Source organism: Streptomyces sp. NPDC041068, from assembly GCF_040647455.1.
Lineage (GTDB): Bacteria > Actinomycetota > Actinomycetes > Streptomycetales > Streptomycetaceae > Streptomyces.
The window spans coordinates 1-15,033 of the sequence record NZ_JBEZCG010000026.1; the positions used below are offsets into that span (position 1 = coordinate 1).

13 protein-coding genes are annotated in these 15,033 nt (G+C 71.7%); 8 read left to right on the top strand and 5 right to left on the bottom strand.

What is annotated here, in order from left to right; translation table 11 throughout:
- Positions 1-212: 212 nt before the first annotated feature.
- Complete coding sequence (locus AB0B50_RS40295) at positions 213-1,820, bottom strand: FadD3 family acyl-CoA ligase (RefSeq protein ID WP_362341592.1); 1,608 nt, start codon at positions 1,818-1,820, stop codon at positions 213-215.
- A 107-nt stretch (positions 1,821-1,927) separates the two neighbouring features.
- Here AB0B50_RS40295 and AB0B50_RS40300 point away from each other — a divergent pair, with 107 nt between their 5' ends.
- The 4 genes from AB0B50_RS40300 to AB0B50_RS40315 all read left to right on the top strand — a co-directional run bounded on the left by AB0B50_RS40300 (position 1,928) and on the right by AB0B50_RS40315 (position 5,117).
- Positions 1,928-3,079 carry a lipid-transfer protein gene (locus AB0B50_RS40300; protein ID WP_362341595.1) on the top strand — a complete coding sequence of 384 codons (1,152 nt, stop codon included), beginning with the start codon at positions 1,928-1,930 and terminating at the stop codon, positions 3,077-3,079.
- A 79-nt stretch (positions 3,080-3,158) separates the two neighbouring features.
- Positions 3,159-3,620, top strand: coding sequence for an OB-fold domain-containing protein (locus AB0B50_RS40305; protein ID WP_362341598.1), 462 nt, complete (start codon positions 3,159-3,161; stop codon positions 3,618-3,620).
- A complete protein-coding gene (locus AB0B50_RS40310) occupies positions 3,617-4,393 on the top strand; it encodes an enoyl-CoA hydratase/isomerase family protein (protein WP_362341601.1) in 777 nt (258 codons plus the stop codon). Before AB0B50_RS40305 ends, AB0B50_RS40310 begins: the two co-directional genes overlap by 4 nt.
- 190 nt (positions 4,394-4,583) lie before the next feature.
- Positions 4,584-5,117 (top strand): hypothetical protein, encoded by a 534-nt coding sequence (locus tag AB0B50_RS40315; protein ID WP_362341605.1) that lies wholly within the window; start codon positions 4,584-4,586, stop codon positions 5,115-5,117.
- A 24-nt stretch (positions 5,118-5,141) separates the two neighbouring features.
- Here the strand turns inward: AB0B50_RS40315 and AB0B50_RS40320 are convergent, their stop codons facing one another.
- Complete coding sequence (locus tag AB0B50_RS40320) at positions 5,142-7,523, bottom strand: serine/threonine-protein kinase (protein ID WP_362341608.1); 2,382 nt, start codon at positions 7,521-7,523, stop codon at positions 5,142-5,144.
- A 257-nt stretch (positions 7,524-7,780) separates the two neighbouring features.
- Positions 7,781-8,581 carry a VOC family protein gene (locus AB0B50_RS40325; protein WP_362341611.1) on the bottom strand — a complete coding sequence of 267 codons (801 nt, stop codon included), beginning with the start codon at positions 8,579-8,581 and terminating at the stop codon, positions 7,781-7,783.
- Positions 8,582-8,738: 157 nt separating this feature from the next.
- Between AB0B50_RS40325 and AB0B50_RS40330 the strand changes: the two genes are divergently transcribed.
- On the top strand, positions 8,739-9,386 hold the full coding sequence (locus AB0B50_RS40330) for a TetR family transcriptional regulator (protein ID WP_356263500.1): 648 nt from the start codon (positions 8,739-8,741) through the stop codon (positions 9,384-9,386).
- A gap of 154 nt (positions 9,387-9,540) precedes the next feature.
- Here the strand turns inward: AB0B50_RS40330 and AB0B50_RS40335 are convergent, their stop codons facing one another.
- Positions 9,541-10,014, bottom strand: a complete 474-nt coding sequence (locus tag AB0B50_RS40335; RefSeq protein WP_362341615.1) for a nitroreductase/quinone reductase family protein — start codon at positions 10,012-10,014, stop codon at positions 9,541-9,543.
- Positions 10,014-11,300: an acyl-CoA dehydrogenase family protein gene (locus AB0B50_RS40340; protein ID WP_362341617.1), complete on the bottom strand. Its 1,287-nt coding sequence runs from the start codon at positions 11,298-11,300 to the stop codon at positions 10,014-10,016. Before AB0B50_RS40340 ends, AB0B50_RS40335 begins: the two co-directional genes overlap by 1 nt.
- Positions 11,301-11,454: 154 nt before the next feature.
- On the opposite strand from AB0B50_RS40340, the gene AB0B50_RS40345 reads away from it, so the two are divergent.
- From AB0B50_RS40345 to AB0B50_RS40355, 3 genes are all read left to right on the top strand, one after another.
- Positions 11,455-12,660: an acetyl-CoA acetyltransferase gene (locus tag AB0B50_RS40345; RefSeq protein ID WP_362341620.1), complete on the top strand. Its 1,206-nt coding sequence runs from the start codon at positions 11,455-11,457 to the stop codon at positions 12,658-12,660.
- Positions 12,661-12,802: 142 nt separating this feature from the next.
- Entirely contained in the window at positions 12,803-13,006 is a 204-nt protein-coding gene (locus AB0B50_RS40350) for a hypothetical protein (RefSeq protein WP_362341623.1), read from the top strand.
- Between the two features lie 122 nt (positions 13,007-13,128).
- Complete coding sequence (locus AB0B50_RS40355) at positions 13,129-15,015, top strand: zinc-dependent metalloprotease family protein (protein ID WP_362341626.1); 1,887 nt, start codon at positions 13,129-13,131, stop codon at positions 15,013-15,015.
- Positions 15,016-15,033: the final 18 nt, after the last annotated feature.

The window sequence follows — 15,033 nt, forward strand, 5'->3', positions numbered from 1 at the left end:
AGGGACCGAGGAATTCCCGGGACCGCCCTTGACCAGCGTCGATGCCACCATGCCGCACACTCCAGAACGTCAAGTTCTGAGTGTTGGGAGACCCCGAGGGCAATGAATTCTGCGTGGAGTGCGCCGAGGCCGAACGAGCGGCCATCATCGCGGCCGAGAACGCGTGACAGAGAGAGGCAGGGCAGAGGGACGCGGCAAAGAGGCGTGGCGCCCTACCCCCGCGCCGCCTCCCTCAGCTCCCCCTTCACCACCTTCCCGCTCGCATTCCTCGGCAGTTCCGCCACGAACTCGACCGACCTCGGCACCTTGTAGTTCGCCATCTCGCGTCGCGACCACGCCATCAGGTCGTCCGCCGTGACCACGGAACCCGGGCGCCGCACCACGTACGCCTTCCCGACCTCGCCGAGGCGCGGGTCGGGTACCCCGATCACCGCGACGTCCGCCACCGCGGGGTGCAAGCCGAGCAGTTGCTCTATCTCTGCGGGATAGGCGTTGAAGCCGCCGACGATGAACATGTCCTTGATCCGGTCCGTGATGCGGAGGTTGCCCTCCTCATCGAGCACGCCCACGTCGCCCGTCCGCAGCCATCCGTCGGGCGTGAGGCTCTTCTTCGTCTCGGACGGGTCCTCGAAGTAGCCCTGCATGACGTTGTGTCCGCGGACCAGGACCTCACCCGGGTGGCCGGGGGCCTGCGCCGCCCCCGACGGCGCCACCACCCGCACCTCCGTGTCCGGGATGGCCCGGCCCGAGGTCGCCGCGATGACCTCCGCCGGGTCCCCGCGCCGGCACATCGTGACGATGCCGCTCGCCTCCGAAAGCCCGTATGCCGTGAGGACCGTGGCGATGCGCAGCTCCGCCCGCAGCCGCTCCACCAGCCGCAGCGGCACCACCGCGGCACCGGTCACCACGAGCCGCAGCGCCGACAGGTCGTGCTGGTCGCGCGCGGGGTGGTCCAGGATCGACTGGTGGAGCGTGGGCGGACCCGGCAGCACCGAGATCCGTTCCGCGGCGACGTTCGCCAGGACCGTGTCCACGTTGAAGACCGGCTGCGGCACCATCGTCGCGCCCCGCATCAGGCACGCGATGATCCCCGCCTTGTAGCCGAAGGTGTGGAAGAAGGGGTTCACGATCAGATAGCGGTCGCCCTCGCACAGCCCTGCCAGCTCGCTCCACACGTCGTAGCAGCGCAGCGTCTGCGCGTGGGTGATGACCGCGCCCTTGGGGCGGCCCGTCGTGCCCGACGTGAAGATGATGTCCGAGGGCGCCGAACCCTCCACCGACGCCGCCCGCGCGCGGACCGTGTCGCCGGACAGCCCCTCCCCGTCGGCCAGGAAGTCCTTCCAGGTGCGGAAGTCCTCCGGGGCGTCGTCGGCGAGCACGATCACCTGGTCCAGATGCGGCAGCCCCGGCAGCGGCCCGTCCCCCGCCCCCTCCCCCGCCGCCCGGCGCAGCGAGGCGACGTACGACGTACCGAGGAACGTACCGGTGACGAACAGGATCTTCGCCCGGCTGCGCGCCAGGACATACGCCGCCTCGGCGCCCTTGAAGCGGGTGTTGAGGGGGACGAGCACCGCGCCGGCCGAGACCGCGCCGAGCGCGGAGACGATCCAGTCGAGGGTGTTCGGCGCCCAGACGGCGACGCGGTCACCGGGCTCGACGCCGTTCGCCACGCAGGCGGCCGCGGCCCGCGCCACGCGCTCGCCCAGCTCCCGGTACGTCACACGGGTACGGCCCTCGACGACCGCCTCCCGCTCTGCATACCGCTCGGCGGACGCCCGCACGAGTCCGGGGATGCTGCCCCACTCCAGGTCGCCGCGCATAGCAAGCCCTCCCGACGCAGTAGCTGACTATCCGTCAGATTAGCTGTAGCCTGACGCGCTGTCAGCAGTGGGGACACGCTCGCGAGACGGCGGAGGTTCCGTTGCCCATGGGCTCAATCAAGGACGCTACAGCGATAGTCGGGATCGGCCAGACCCCCTTCGCGAAACAACTCCCGGACAGTGAGAAGACGTTGGCGTGCAAGGCGATACTCGCCGCCCTCGACGACGCGGGCATCGACCCTTCCGAGGTCGATGCCTTCGCCTCGTACACGATGGAGGAGACCGACGAGGTCGAGGTCGCCAAGGCCATCGGCGCGGGCGACGTGACCTTCTTCAGCAAGGTCGGCTACGGCGGCGGCGGTTCCTGTGCCACGGTCGGACACCTCGCATCCGCCATCGCCACCGGGCAGGCGAGCGTGGGCATCGCCTGGCGGTCGAGGAAGCGGGGCAGCGGGCCCCGCCCCTGGAAGAACACCACCGTCCAACTCCCCACGCCCGCCCAGTGGACACGCCCCTTCGGGCTGCTCCGTCCGGCCGACGAGATCGCGATGCTGGCACGCCGCCACATGCACGAGTACGGCACCACCCGCGACCACCTCTTCAACGTCGCCCTCGCCTGCCGCAACCGCGCCAACCAGAATCCGGCCGCGATGATGTACGAGCGCCCGCTGACCCGCGACATGTATATGACCTCGCGCTGGATCAGCGAGCCGCTCTGCCTCTTCGACAACTGCCTGGAGACGGACGGCGCGTTGGCGTGCGTGATCGTGTCGGCCGAGCGGGCCCGCGACTGCCGCCAGAAGCCCGTGTACGTCCACTCCGTCGCGCAGGGCCTGCCCGCGCAGCACCACGGAATGGTCAACTACTGGAACGACGACCCGCTCTCGGGCCCGGCCTGGACGGCGGCCCGACACCTGTGGAAACAGGCGGACTTCGGCCCCCAGGACGTGGACGTGGCCCAGATATACGACGCCTTCACCCCGCTCATCCCGCTCTCCCTGGAGGGCTACGGCTTCTGCGGCCGGGGCGAGGGCGGCGCGTTCACGGAGGGCGGCGCCCTGGAGAGCGGCGGCCGCCTCCCCATCAACACGGGCGGCGGCGGCCTCTCGGAGGCCTACGTCCACGGCTTCAACCTCATCAACGAGGGCGTGAAACAACTACGGGGCACGTCAACGGCCCAGGTCCCGGACGCGGGAACGTGCCTGGTGACAGCGGGAGAAGGGGTCCCGACGTCGGCGATCCTGCTGAGGTCCCCGTAAAAGGGGGCGCGCCCCGTAAGGGGCACGGGGAACTGCGCGACCAGCCACAACAATCCCGCACCCGCAAAGGACGACCAACATGGCAGACGCGACGGCGAAACACGAACCCCTCCTGACGCCCACCTTCGACGACGACGGCGCCCCTTTCTGGGAGTACGCCGCGAAGAACGAACTCCGCATGCAAGCCTGCGCCCGGCAAGGCTGCGGAGAGCTCCGGTTCCCGCCAAGGCCCTGCTGCCCCCACTGCCGGTCCTTCGACAGCGAGTGGCGCAGGATGAGCGGCCGAGGCCGCATCTGGTCCTACGTCTTCCCGCACCCCCCACTGCTCCCCGCCTACGCCGAACAGGCCCCGTACAACGCGATCGTCGTCGAACTCGCCGACGCCCCCCGCATCCGCCTCGTCGGCAACCTGGTCGCATCCCCCGACGCCCCGCTGAACTCCGTCGACCCGGACCGGCTCCGGATCGGCGCGAAGGTGCAGGTCGTCTTCGCGGACGTCGGCGGCGTCGCGGTCCCGCGCTGGATCCTGGAGCGCCCGTGAGCGCCCTGCGCAGCACCAAGGACAAGGACTCGGGCGTGGCGGTCCTGACCCTGGACCGCCCCGAGCGGCACAACGCCATCGACCTGGAGACGGCCGCCGAACTGGCCGCCGCCTGGCGGCAGTTCCGGTTCGACGACACCGTGCGGGCGGTGGTGGTGACGGGCGCGGGCGAGAAGGCGTTCTGCACCGGCATCGACCGCGGCGCGGACGTCCCCCAGCCGAACTCGCCGTACACGATCGACGATCCGCTCATCGCGATCGGACCGAAGGCGAACGACCTGTGGAAGCCGGTGATCGCCGCGGTCAACGGCATGGCCTGCGGCGGCGCCTTCTACCTCCTGGGCGAGGCGGAGTTCGTCGTCGCGGACGAGCACGCCACGTTCTTCGACCCGCACACCACGTACGGCATGGTCAGCGCCTACGAGACGATCCACATGGCGCAGCGCATGCCGTTCGGCGAGGTCGCCAGGATGGCCCTGATGGGCACGGCCGAGCGGGTCTCGGCACGGCGGGCGTACGAGACGGGCCTGGTCTCCGAACTGACGGCCCCCGGCGGCGCGTTGGCGGCAGCGGTCCGCTCAGCCGAGACCATCGCCTCGTACCCCACGGAGGCGGTGCAGGGCACGGTACGGGCCGTCTGGTCGGCGAAGGAGGCGGCCCGAGCCCAGGCCCTGGCGCACGCGCCGCACCTGATCGCCCTGGGGAACCTGCCGCCGGACCGCCAGGCGGAACTGTTCAAGGAACGGAGAAGCGGCGAGTTCCGTACGAGATAGCAGTACGGGATGGGAGTACGGGATTGCGGTACGGGATAGGAGTACGCGATTGCGGTACGGCCTCCTCACCCCGTGAGCCCAGCCCTCTCGAGGCGCGGCCGGTCTCGTCACATGGCGGGCGTCACGCACCCGGCGTAGCGTCGATCTTGAGAGGCGCGTCAGGAACCGCGCACGCACGAGGAGGCCCTACATGGTCCGCAACGTCCTCGGGTCGATCCTCGCTCTCATCGGAGCGACGGCCGCCGTATGGAGCCCCTTCCAAGCCTGGTACGACGGCCGTCACGGACGTGACTTCCGCATCGAGGAACTCTTCTCCGGGGCCGGGATCACGGACGCCGAGGCCGAGCTCTTCGGCTCGCTCTTCCTCCCCTTCGCCTTCGCGGCCCTGGTGACGCTGGTCGGCCTGATGCTGCGCGCACGGCTCCTGGTGGCGCTCGCGGGCGTGATCGTGCTCGGCTTCACCGTGCTGTGGATGGTCCGCCAGGGCCAGGCGGAGGGCAGCCTGACCGTCTCCGGCGACGGCTCGGGCCTCGGCCAAGGGCTCCTGAACAGCTTCGGGGGCGGGATCTTCCTGCTCCTGGGCGCGGCCGTGATGAGCGGTCGCGCCACCCGCCGCACCGCTCCGGAGCCGGCCCCCACGGTCCCCACCCTGGACGGCGACGACTGGCCCCCGCCCCAGCAGGACCCACCCCAGCAGGACCCGGTTCCCCCGCACCGGTCCTAGGCCGAGGCACACGCCGGGCCCGGCCTAGGTACGGGGCGACGTCCCCGTCCCCCGCTCCGCGTCCAGCGCGTACACGCAGCGGTCCTTGCTGCACGCGTACACCACGCCGTCCCTCACCACGGGCGCCCCGGTGATCTCGCCGCCCGTGGCCAGCTTCCAGCGGAGGCGGCCGTCGTCCGCCTTCAGGGTGTACAGGAGGTGGTCCGTGGAGCCGAAGTGGATCCGCCGGTCGGCGACCACGGGCGCGCCCACGACCTCGCCGCCCGCCTGGAACCGCCACTTCGGCGTGCCCGTCACCGCGTCGAGGGTGTAGAGGCCCTTGCCGCTGCCCACGTGGACGTGGCCGTCCGCGACGAGGACCGGCTCGATCGAGGAACGGGACTCCGTGGCGATGCGCCAGCGGTCGCGGCCGTCCGTGGCGTCGAGGGCGTACACCGTGCCGAGGTAGTCGGCAAGGTAGACGCCGCCGCCCGTCACGGCGGGGCCCGGCGCGAAGGCGGGCGGGCAGAGGAAGGCCGCGGGGGCCTCGAAGTGCCAGCGGACGTGGCCGCTCGCCACGTCGATCGCAAGGACTCGGGTCCCCGCGGCCACGTACACGTACCCGTCCTGGGCCTGGGTGAGCCGCACCGGCACACCTCCGCAGGACGCGGCGTCGCCCACGGGGTAGGACCAGCGCTCCTCCCCGGTCCTGGCCTCCAGGGCGCGCAGCCTGGCGTCCTTCCAGACGTAGACCGTGCCGTCGAACGCGGCGGGCCCGGCCTCCGGCGTCTCGAAGTCGGTCTGCGCCCCGGTGATCTCCCAGAGCTTCTCGCCGTTGACCGCCTCCCAGGCCTGGACGCCGCCGCCGCGCGTGCCGGTGACGACGGTTCCGCGGTCGGCCTGGAGGGAGTACACCCATGCGTCGGTCGGCAGGCGCCACAGGTCGGAGCCGTCGGCGCCGTCCAAGGCGTAGAGCGTCGGGCCGTCGGAGGCGTGGATACGGCCGTCCGCGACCGCCATCGACCAGGCGACGTCCCTCGTCTTGAAGCTGCGGCGGCCCGTGGAGACGTCCAGGGCGTGGACCTCGAAGGAGGTGACGTAGACCAGGTTGCCCGCCACCGCGGGCGTGCCCCACACGTCGTTCGACATGCGGAAGCGCCACGGCCGCCATGACGTGGTGCCCGGGTCGGGCGACGCGGCGGGCGCGGGCACGGCGGGCGCGACGCCGTTGGTCGCGCCCTTGGGCGTCGAGGACCGCGACCAGGACGCGGCGAGCCCGGAGCCGCCGGGCACCGCGGCCGAACGGGCGTCGGCCACCCGCGGCCCGGGGCCGATCGGCACCTGCGCGCCCGCGAGCCGCACGGGCCCCGCGTCGGGCGTGACCGCGAACGGCGCCTGGGACGGCGCGGGCGGCGGCTGCTGCGGCGGAGGCGGCGCCGTGACGGGCGCGGCGGACGGGGCCTGGGCGGCGGCACCGCGGCTGCCGCCGCGCGCCACGGCGGCCGGGACCCTGGCCGGCGGGCGGCCGCCCCTGCGGGCCTCGATGAGCGCGACGGCCCGCTCGGGCAGCCACGCGGAGGCCGTGCCGCTGTCGTCGTCGCCCGCGCTCTCGGAGGCGAAGAGGTGGGGGGCGAGCTGCGCCTGCAGGTCGGCGGGCGTGGGCCGCAGGGCGGCCTCCATCTGCATGCAGGACTCGATGAGGGGCCGCAGCTCGTCCGGCAGCCCCTCCAGGTCGGGCCCCTCGCGCAGCAGCATGAAGACCGTCTCGACGGGGTTGGCGCCATGGAACGGCGCGTGCCCGGTGGCGGCGAACACGAGGGTCGAGCCGAGCGAGAAGACGTCACTCGCGCCGGTCACGCTGCGCGAGTCCTTGGCCTGCTCGGGCGACATGTACGCGGGCGTGCCCACGGCGACGTTCGTCATGGTCAGGCGCGTGTTCGAGACGCCGGACGCGATGCCGAAGTCGATCACGCGCGGCCCGTCCTCGACGACGAGGACGTTGGACGGCTTGAGGTCGCGGTGGACCAGGCCCGCGCCGTGGATGGACTCCAGCGCCTCGGCCACGCCCGCCGCGAGCCAGCGCACCGCCTGGGTGGGCAGCGGCCCGTGTTCATTCACTATTTCTTCGAGCGAGGGCGCGGGGACGTACGCGGTGGCGAGCCAGGGCACGGCGGCCCGCGGATCGGCGTCCACCACAGCGGCCGTATAGAAACCGGACACGGCGCGCGCGGCCTCGACCTCACGCGTGAAGCGGACACGGAACAGCTGGTCCTCCGCGAGCTCGGTCCGCACCGTCTTGATCGCCACGCGCCGCCCCGACGCGGAGCGCGCGAGATAGACCAGACCCATGCCACCGGCACCGAGTCGCCCGAGGACCTCGAACGGGCCGATCCGCCTCGGATCGTGCTGCGTCAGCTGATCCACCACTTGCCCTGCCACCTCCCCGTACGCGGCCGCCGAAGAAGACAGCCCCGTGCAGCGTCTCACCACCGAGCCGCTACGGCGGCACGCACCCTGATTCTTCCTGTCCGAGGCGGCGGTGGCGAACCCGGGGCGGGATCGGGGTGTCTACGGACAAATCACTAGTCGACCTGTCCTACAGATCGTGTCGCCACGTCCTACAGATCGTGTCGCCACGTCCTACAGGTCGTGTCGAGCCGCCCCGCAGCCCCTCTCGGCCCGTCCTAGAGATCCTGCAGAACCGCGAATCTCGCCCCTTGATTGTCCGTGAGCACGACGAACCGCCCGTACGGAGTGTCGACGGGTGGCGCCTGCACGCGCCCGCCGAGCCGCGTCGCCGCCTCGGCCGTCGCGTCGGCGTCGGTGACATTGAAGTAGACGAGGAAGTGCGCGGGCATCTCCGCGGGAACGGAGTCCCCGACCAGGGCGCGCCCGCCGATCGCGGTGTCCGTCCCCGGCACGGCCCCCGCGGGCGACCAGATGCGGAAGCTCTCGCCGCCGATGTCCAGGTCGAGGCCGCCGTATCCGAAGACGCCCTCGTAGAAGGGGTCGACCACGCTCTTGTCACGGGAGTACACCTCGGCCCAGCAGAACGACCCGGGCCGCTGCTGCTTGCCGAAGCCCGGGTGTGTGCCGCCCTGCCAGAGCCCGAAGACCGCGCCCTCGGGGTCGGCGGCGAGCGCCATCGCCCCGAAGGGCCCGACCGGCATGACCTCCATGATCATCGAGCCGCCCGCGCCCTTGATCCGCCCGGCGAGCGCGGCGGCGTCGGGCGTGGCCAGGTACACCGTCCATACGGTGGGCATGCGGCCGTCGGCCTTGGGCGCGAGGGCGGCGACGGGCAGCCCGTCGCTGTACGCCTGGGCGTAGCGCCCGTACTCCGGCCCCGCGCCTTCGTCGAAGGTCCACCCGAAGAGCGCACCGTAGAACCGCTTGCCGCCCTCGACGTCCGGGAGCATCGCGTCGACCCAGCAGGGCACGCCCTCCGCGAATGCGCCCCCTGTGTCCCGCTCTGCGTAGTCCATGCCAGTCAAGCTAGCCGCCCGCCACCGTGCCCGCAGCGCGTCGATTCGAACATTTGGCCAATTCCTACGGGGTGAGCCCTCCGCCGCTCTCACGCGCCCCAACCCCATTTGCACTCGGCCGAATCGCGCTCCGATCACCCCTCGGTAAGCTGACGGCATGACAGGACAGGTACGTACCGTCGACGGCCGTGTGGCCGGTCGACGAGGTCAGGCGACGCGTCAGAAGCTGCTCGACTGCCTCAGCGAGATGCTCAGCTCCTCGCCCTACCGGGACGTCAAAGTCATCGACGTCGCCCGGAAGGCGGGGACTTCACCCGCGACCTTCTACCAGTACTTTCCGGACGTGGAAGGTGCCGTTCTCGAGATCGCGGAGCAAATGGCCGCGGAGGGCGCCGAGTTGACCCAGTTGCTCGACGGTCGCTCGTGGGTCGGCAAGGCCGGCTGGCAGACCTCTCAGGATCTGGTCGACGGCTTCCTCGACTTCTGGCGCAAGAACGACGCGATCCTCCGGGTCGTCGATCTGGGCGCCGCCGAGGGCGACAAGCGCTTCTACAAGATCCGGATGAAGATCCTCAACTCGGTCAACAACTCCCTTACGGACACCGTGAAGGAGCTCCAGGCCAAGGGCAAGGTCGACAAGGACGTCAGCCCCGCCGCCATGGCCGGCTCCCTGGTCGCGATGCTCGCCGCGGTCGCCTCGCACCAGCGCGGCTTCCAGACGTGGGGCGTCAAGCAAGCCGAACTCAAGCCGAATCTGGCGATGTTGGTGCATTTGGGCGTGACCGGAAAGAAGCCGACGAAGTAGCCCTGGCGGGCTCCCGTCCTCTTGTCCTGTCAGCCCGGCGGCGGATCACTTGCGTGATCCGCCGCTGTGGTCTCCAGGACTGGGCGCCGACCTTCTTCCGCGGCTGCGCTGTGGTTGCTCGCGCAGTTCCCCGCGCCCCTGACGGGGCGCCCCCTCAGCGGCGTTCCAGGCGGAACAGGCGGATCTCGCGGTTCACCCGGGATTGGTACGTGGCGTACGGCGGCCAGAATTTCAGTGCTGCCGACCAGACCTCCGCCCGCTCCTCGCCCTTCAACAGCCTTGCGCGGACCGGGATGTCCGCGCCCCGCCAGCTCACCTCGGCGTCGGGATGGGCCAGCAGGTTGGCGGTCCACGCGGGGTGACCCGGCCTGCCGAAGTTGGAGCCGATCAGAATCCAACTGCCCGACTCCTCCTCCGGCATGCACGCCAACGGCGTACGCCGCGACAGTCCGCTCTTCGCGCCGCGCGCCGTCAGGACGACGCCGGGCAGCATCTTCGCGCTCAGGAGCACCTTGCCGCGGGTCAGGCGGTGCACAGTGCGGTCCATCGCCGGGATGAAGTGCGGGGCGATCCTCGCGAAGGTCCGGGTGGACGACACCTTCTGCATCAGGCGCCGGCCCGGCGACATCAGACGGCCTTCCCGAGCTCGGCTTCGTCCGCGGACTCCACGGACTCCACGACCTCCACGGCTCCCGCGGCCTCTCCCTCCTGGTCCGCGAACAGCCCCGCCCGCTCCCCCGCCCGCGCCCGCAGCCGGTGCACGGGGCCGAGGAGCAGGTCGTCGCCCGCCGCGCGCTTGAAGTAGAGGTGCGCCTCGTGCTCCCAGGTGAAGCCGATCCCGCCGTGCAGTTGCACCGCCTCGGACGCGGCGGTGCGCAGCGCGTCGAGCGCCTGCGCGAGTGCGAGGCCGCCCGCCCGCTCGGCCCCCTGCCCGCCGAACCCGGCGGCCTCGGCGCCCGCCGCCCACGCCGCGTAGTAGGCGGCCGATCGCGCGGCCTGCACCTGCACGTACACGTCGGCGAGGCGGTGCTTGACCGCCTGGAAGGAGCCGATCGCGCGCCCGAACTGCTCGCGCTGCTGGACGTATTCGACGGTCCGCTCCAGGGCCCGGTCCGCGGCGCCGACCAGTTCGGCGGCGACGACCGTGGCCGCGACGTCCCCGACGGCGGCGAGCGCGTCCGGCACATCGGCCTCGTCCGCCGTGTCGGCGCCCAGCAACTCCGCCTCAACATCCCGCAGTTCGACGCGGGCCTGGGTGCGGGTCTCGTCGAGACCGGTCTGCCGCGCCCGCACCATGCCGGGCGCTCCCTCGCGTACGAGGAACAGGAGCGTCCGGGAGCGCGCGAAGCCGCCCGCGTGCGCGGCCACGACAAGGAGGCCCGCGCTGTGCCCGTCGATGACCTGCTCGGCCTGGCCGTACAGCCGCCACACCCCGTCGTGGAGCCTGGCCTGCACGCCGCCCGCACGGCCGCCGCCCGCCCAGTCGCCGCGGTTGTCGCCGACGAGGCCGAGCGCCGTGGCGAGCCCGGTGCCGGGGACGGCGAGGGCGGCCGTCAGCTCACCCGCGGCGATGCGGGGCAGGAGCTCCGCGCGCTGCTCGTCGGTGCCGAGCGCGAGGATCAGCGGGGCGGCGAGGGCGGCGGTGGCGAGAAGCGGGGTGGGGGCCAGGGCACGGCCCAGCTCCTCGCAGCCCAGGGCGAGTTCGGCCGTGGTGCAGCCGACGCCTCCGTACGCCTCGGGAAGGGCGAGGCCGGGCAGGCCGAGCTGTTCGGCGAGGGCGCCCCACAGGGCGCTGTCGTGACCGGCCGGGGTGCGCACCGCGGCCCTGACCTCGTCGGGTCCGCAGCGTTTGGTGATCACTTCGCGAAGGGTGCGGCGGATCTCGCCCTGCTCCGCGCTGAAGGCGGCGTCCATCGGCAGGCTCCTCCCCCGGGCACGGCGAACCCGGACCCGAATCTGACGGGCCGTCATGCTAGGCCGGTGGCGGCGATATGCACAGAGCGGTGACGTCACACAACGCGTCCCCGCCCCTCTCCCGCACCCGCACATCTGATGTACCGTCAGATTCATGCCTACTGCCCCCAGTTCCACCTCCACCAGGCCGGGCACGCGAGGCCCCGGCCGCAAGGTCGCCGTCGTCGGTGTCGCCCTCTCGGACTGCGGCCGGGTCGACGAGGCCACCCCCTACGCACTGCACGCCCAGGCCGCCCGCCGCGCGCTCGCCGACTCCGGGCTCGGCCGCGACGTCATCGACGGCATCGCGTCGGCGGGCCTCGGCACGCTCGCCCCCGTCGAGGTCGCCGAGTACCTCGGCCTCGCGCCCCGCTGGGCGGACTCGACCTCGGTCGGCGGCTCCACCTGGGAGGTGATGGCCGCGCACGCGGCGGACGCGATAGCGGCGGGGCGGGCCAACGCCGTACTCCTCGTGTACGGATCGACGGCCCGCGCGGACATCAAGGCGAAGCGGCGTACGTCCAACCTGTCGTTCGGCGCGCGGGGACCGCTGCAGTTCGAAGTCCCCTACGGGCACTCCCTGATCGCCAAGTACGCGATGGCCGCCCGCCGCCACATGCACGAGTACGGCACGACACTGGAGCAGCTCGCCTCGGTGGCCGTGCAGGCGCGGGCGAACGCGGCGACCAACCCGGACGCGATGTTCCGCGACCCGATCACGGTGGACGAGGTCCTGAGCGGCCCCATGATCGCGGACCCGTTCACCAAACTGCACTGCTGCATACGGTCCGACGGCGGCTGCGCGGTGCTGCTCGCCGCCGAGGAGTACGTACGGGACTGCGCGTCCGAGCCCGTATGGGTCCTCGGCGCGGGCGAGCACGTCTCGCACACGACCATGTCGGAGTGGGACGACTTCACCGTCTCCCCGGCGGCGGTCAGCGGCAGGATCGCCTTCGAGCGGGCGGGGGTGCGGCCCGCGGACATCGACATCGCCGAGATTTACGACGCCTTCACCTACATGACGCTGGTGACGCTGGAGGACCTCGGCTTCTGCGAGAAGGGCGAGGGGGGATCCTTCGTGGAGAAGGGCCGCCTGCTGCGGGACGGCGAACTGCCGACCAACACGGACGGCGGCGGCCTCTCCGCCCAGCATCCGGGCATGCGGGGTCTCTTCCTGCTGGTGGAGGCGGTGCGGCAGCTGCGGGGGCAGGCGGGCGAAGGGCAGGTGCGACGGGCGGACGGGAGCGTGCCCGAGCTGGCGGTGGCGTCCGGGACGGGCGGCTGGTTCTGTTCGTCCGGGACGGTGATCCTTGGCCGATAGGCGGTCGACCGGCCGCCGCCAGGTGATCACTGAGGCTGTGCAGAGTCCCCCCCAGCCTGCATGAGGAACCGTCAGTCCTGGGGAAGGCAAAGGGAGTTGCCCCACACGGAGGGCGTGAGCGTGAAGGTGGGGGCGGATTCGGGTGAGCCGACGGTGCGGGGCCCCGGAGGAGGGGGCGTTCGCGGACGGGGTGTTCGCGGACGGGGTGTTCGCGGACGGGGTGCTCGTGGACGGGGTGCTCGTGGACGGGGTGCTCGTGGACGAGAGGTTCATGGACGAGAGGTTCATGGACGGCGAGCTGCTGTACGGCGCACTGATGGCACAGCTCGTCGGGGAATCGGAGTGAAACGGGACCCGGCATCGGGGTGATTCCCGGGAGCCACGGCGTCGGCGCGCCCGTCCGCGCTCACCCACGGTGACTTCCTGGAGGCGACACGATCCCTCGCCCCACCCCGAAGGAGCCGCTCCGTGCGCCACCTCAGACGCACCCTCGTCGCCACGGCCACCGCCCTGGCCGCCACCGCCTTCCCCGCCCTCTCGGCGACCGCCGACACCGGCACCACCTCCGGTCCGCTCCCCCCTGGCCTGACGGGAGCGGGCTATCTCCAGCTCCACGCACGGGACTTCGCGCCCTTCTGCGACCTGGAGCCGGACGGGGAGCCCCGGGCCGACACCCGCACGCTGGCCATGGACTTGAAGCGGCTGCCCGGCCTGGAGGAGTCGTACCGGGCCGAGCTGGCGATCGAGGGCGAGGTCCAGCTGGGCGTGGACGAGGAGGGCGGGGACTCCCTGTACTGGATCGGCGAGGCCGAGGGAGATCCGACCTCCTTCGTCTTCATCGCCGTCGACGGGGCGTGCACGGAGACGGCCGCCGACGACGACATCACCGGGACGGCGGAGACGAAGGACCGCGAGTACCTCTTCGGCTCGGACCCCGAGGACCCGGAGCGGACCGAGGTCGTCGACTTCGAGCCCGAGCGGCTGCCCGCGCCCGCGGTGCCGCCCCTCAAGCTCCCGAACACGCTCCCGAAGGCCCCGGCGACGTCCCCAAAAGTCCAGACGCCCACCGGTGAGGCCCGCGCGGGCAAGAAGGCCGTCATCGACGTCGTCATCGGCTACACGCCGCTCGCCGAGCAGGGCCTCAAGGACGGTACGAACTCGCAGGAACGCATGCTGTGGGGCAAGTCATTCCCCTGGCAGCCGCGGGAGATCGGCGACACCATCAAGGCCGCCGAACTGCAGATGAACCGGGCGTTCAAGACCAGCGGGGTGAACGCCGAGGTCAACGTCGTCCACTCCTTCGAGGTGAAGGGCTACAAGGGCACCGAGGACCCGTCCGTCCTCCAGGAGGACATGGAGGCGGGCCGCGGCGAGCTCGGCAAGCTGGCCCACAAGGTGCGCGAGCAGTACGGCGCCGACCTGGTGTCGTTCTGGACCAACGTCCCGAAGGCGATCGGCACGCCGTTCACGGCGGGGCAGGGCAGCCTGTCCTCCACCAAGCTGTCGAAGGGCACGAACGGACTCGCGTACTCCACCATCGACGTCTTCACCGCGACGGGCCGCGACCCGGGCTTCGCCCACGAGCTCGGCCACAACCTGGCGCTGTGGCACGACCCGATCACGCTGGAGCAGCAGATCAAGCAGGCCGCGAAGGAGAACAACCTTTCCGAGGCCGAGGTGCGCAAGCAGATGGTCCCGCCGTACCCGGGGTCGCAGGGCTGGATCACGCCGGACGGCAAGTTCTTCACGACCATGGCGTACCGCATCACGTGCGAGGCCAAGTTCGGGGAGGGCAAGGGGAAGTGCGAGTACGCAGGGGCGTACTCCAACCCGAAGGTGATCGCGAAGGACAAGAAGGACCCGCTCGGCACGGGCGGCACCTCGAACGCGGCGGCCGTCCTGAAGCAGACCGCCCCCGTCGTCGCCGACTACCGCAAGGCCGCCGCCGCGAAGCTGGTGACGCGCGTGGCGCCTGTGGCGAAGGCGGGCAAGGTCGCGGCCTCGCCGAAGGCCCCGTACACGAAGGGCACCCAGGTGACGCTGACGGCGGCCCCGTCGAAGTACTGGGCGCCGCGCTCGTGGCTGGTCGGCACGGCGCGGCAGGCCGCGAAGGGCAACAGGACCGTGGTGACGCTGCCTGCGGGCACGCAGACGGTCACGGCCGAGTTCGGCTGCCGGATGCGCACGGCGGGCGGCACCCTCGGCAAGGCGTGGGCGAAGGCGGGTGCGGAGAAGAAGAAGCTGGGCTGCCCGACGGGGGCCCCGGTGCGCGCGAAGAACAAGGACTTCTCGCAGCGCTTCGAGGGCGGCACGATCGCGTGGGTCGCGAAGACAGGGAAGGTCGTCGTGCGCTGACACTGCGCACGCTCGTTT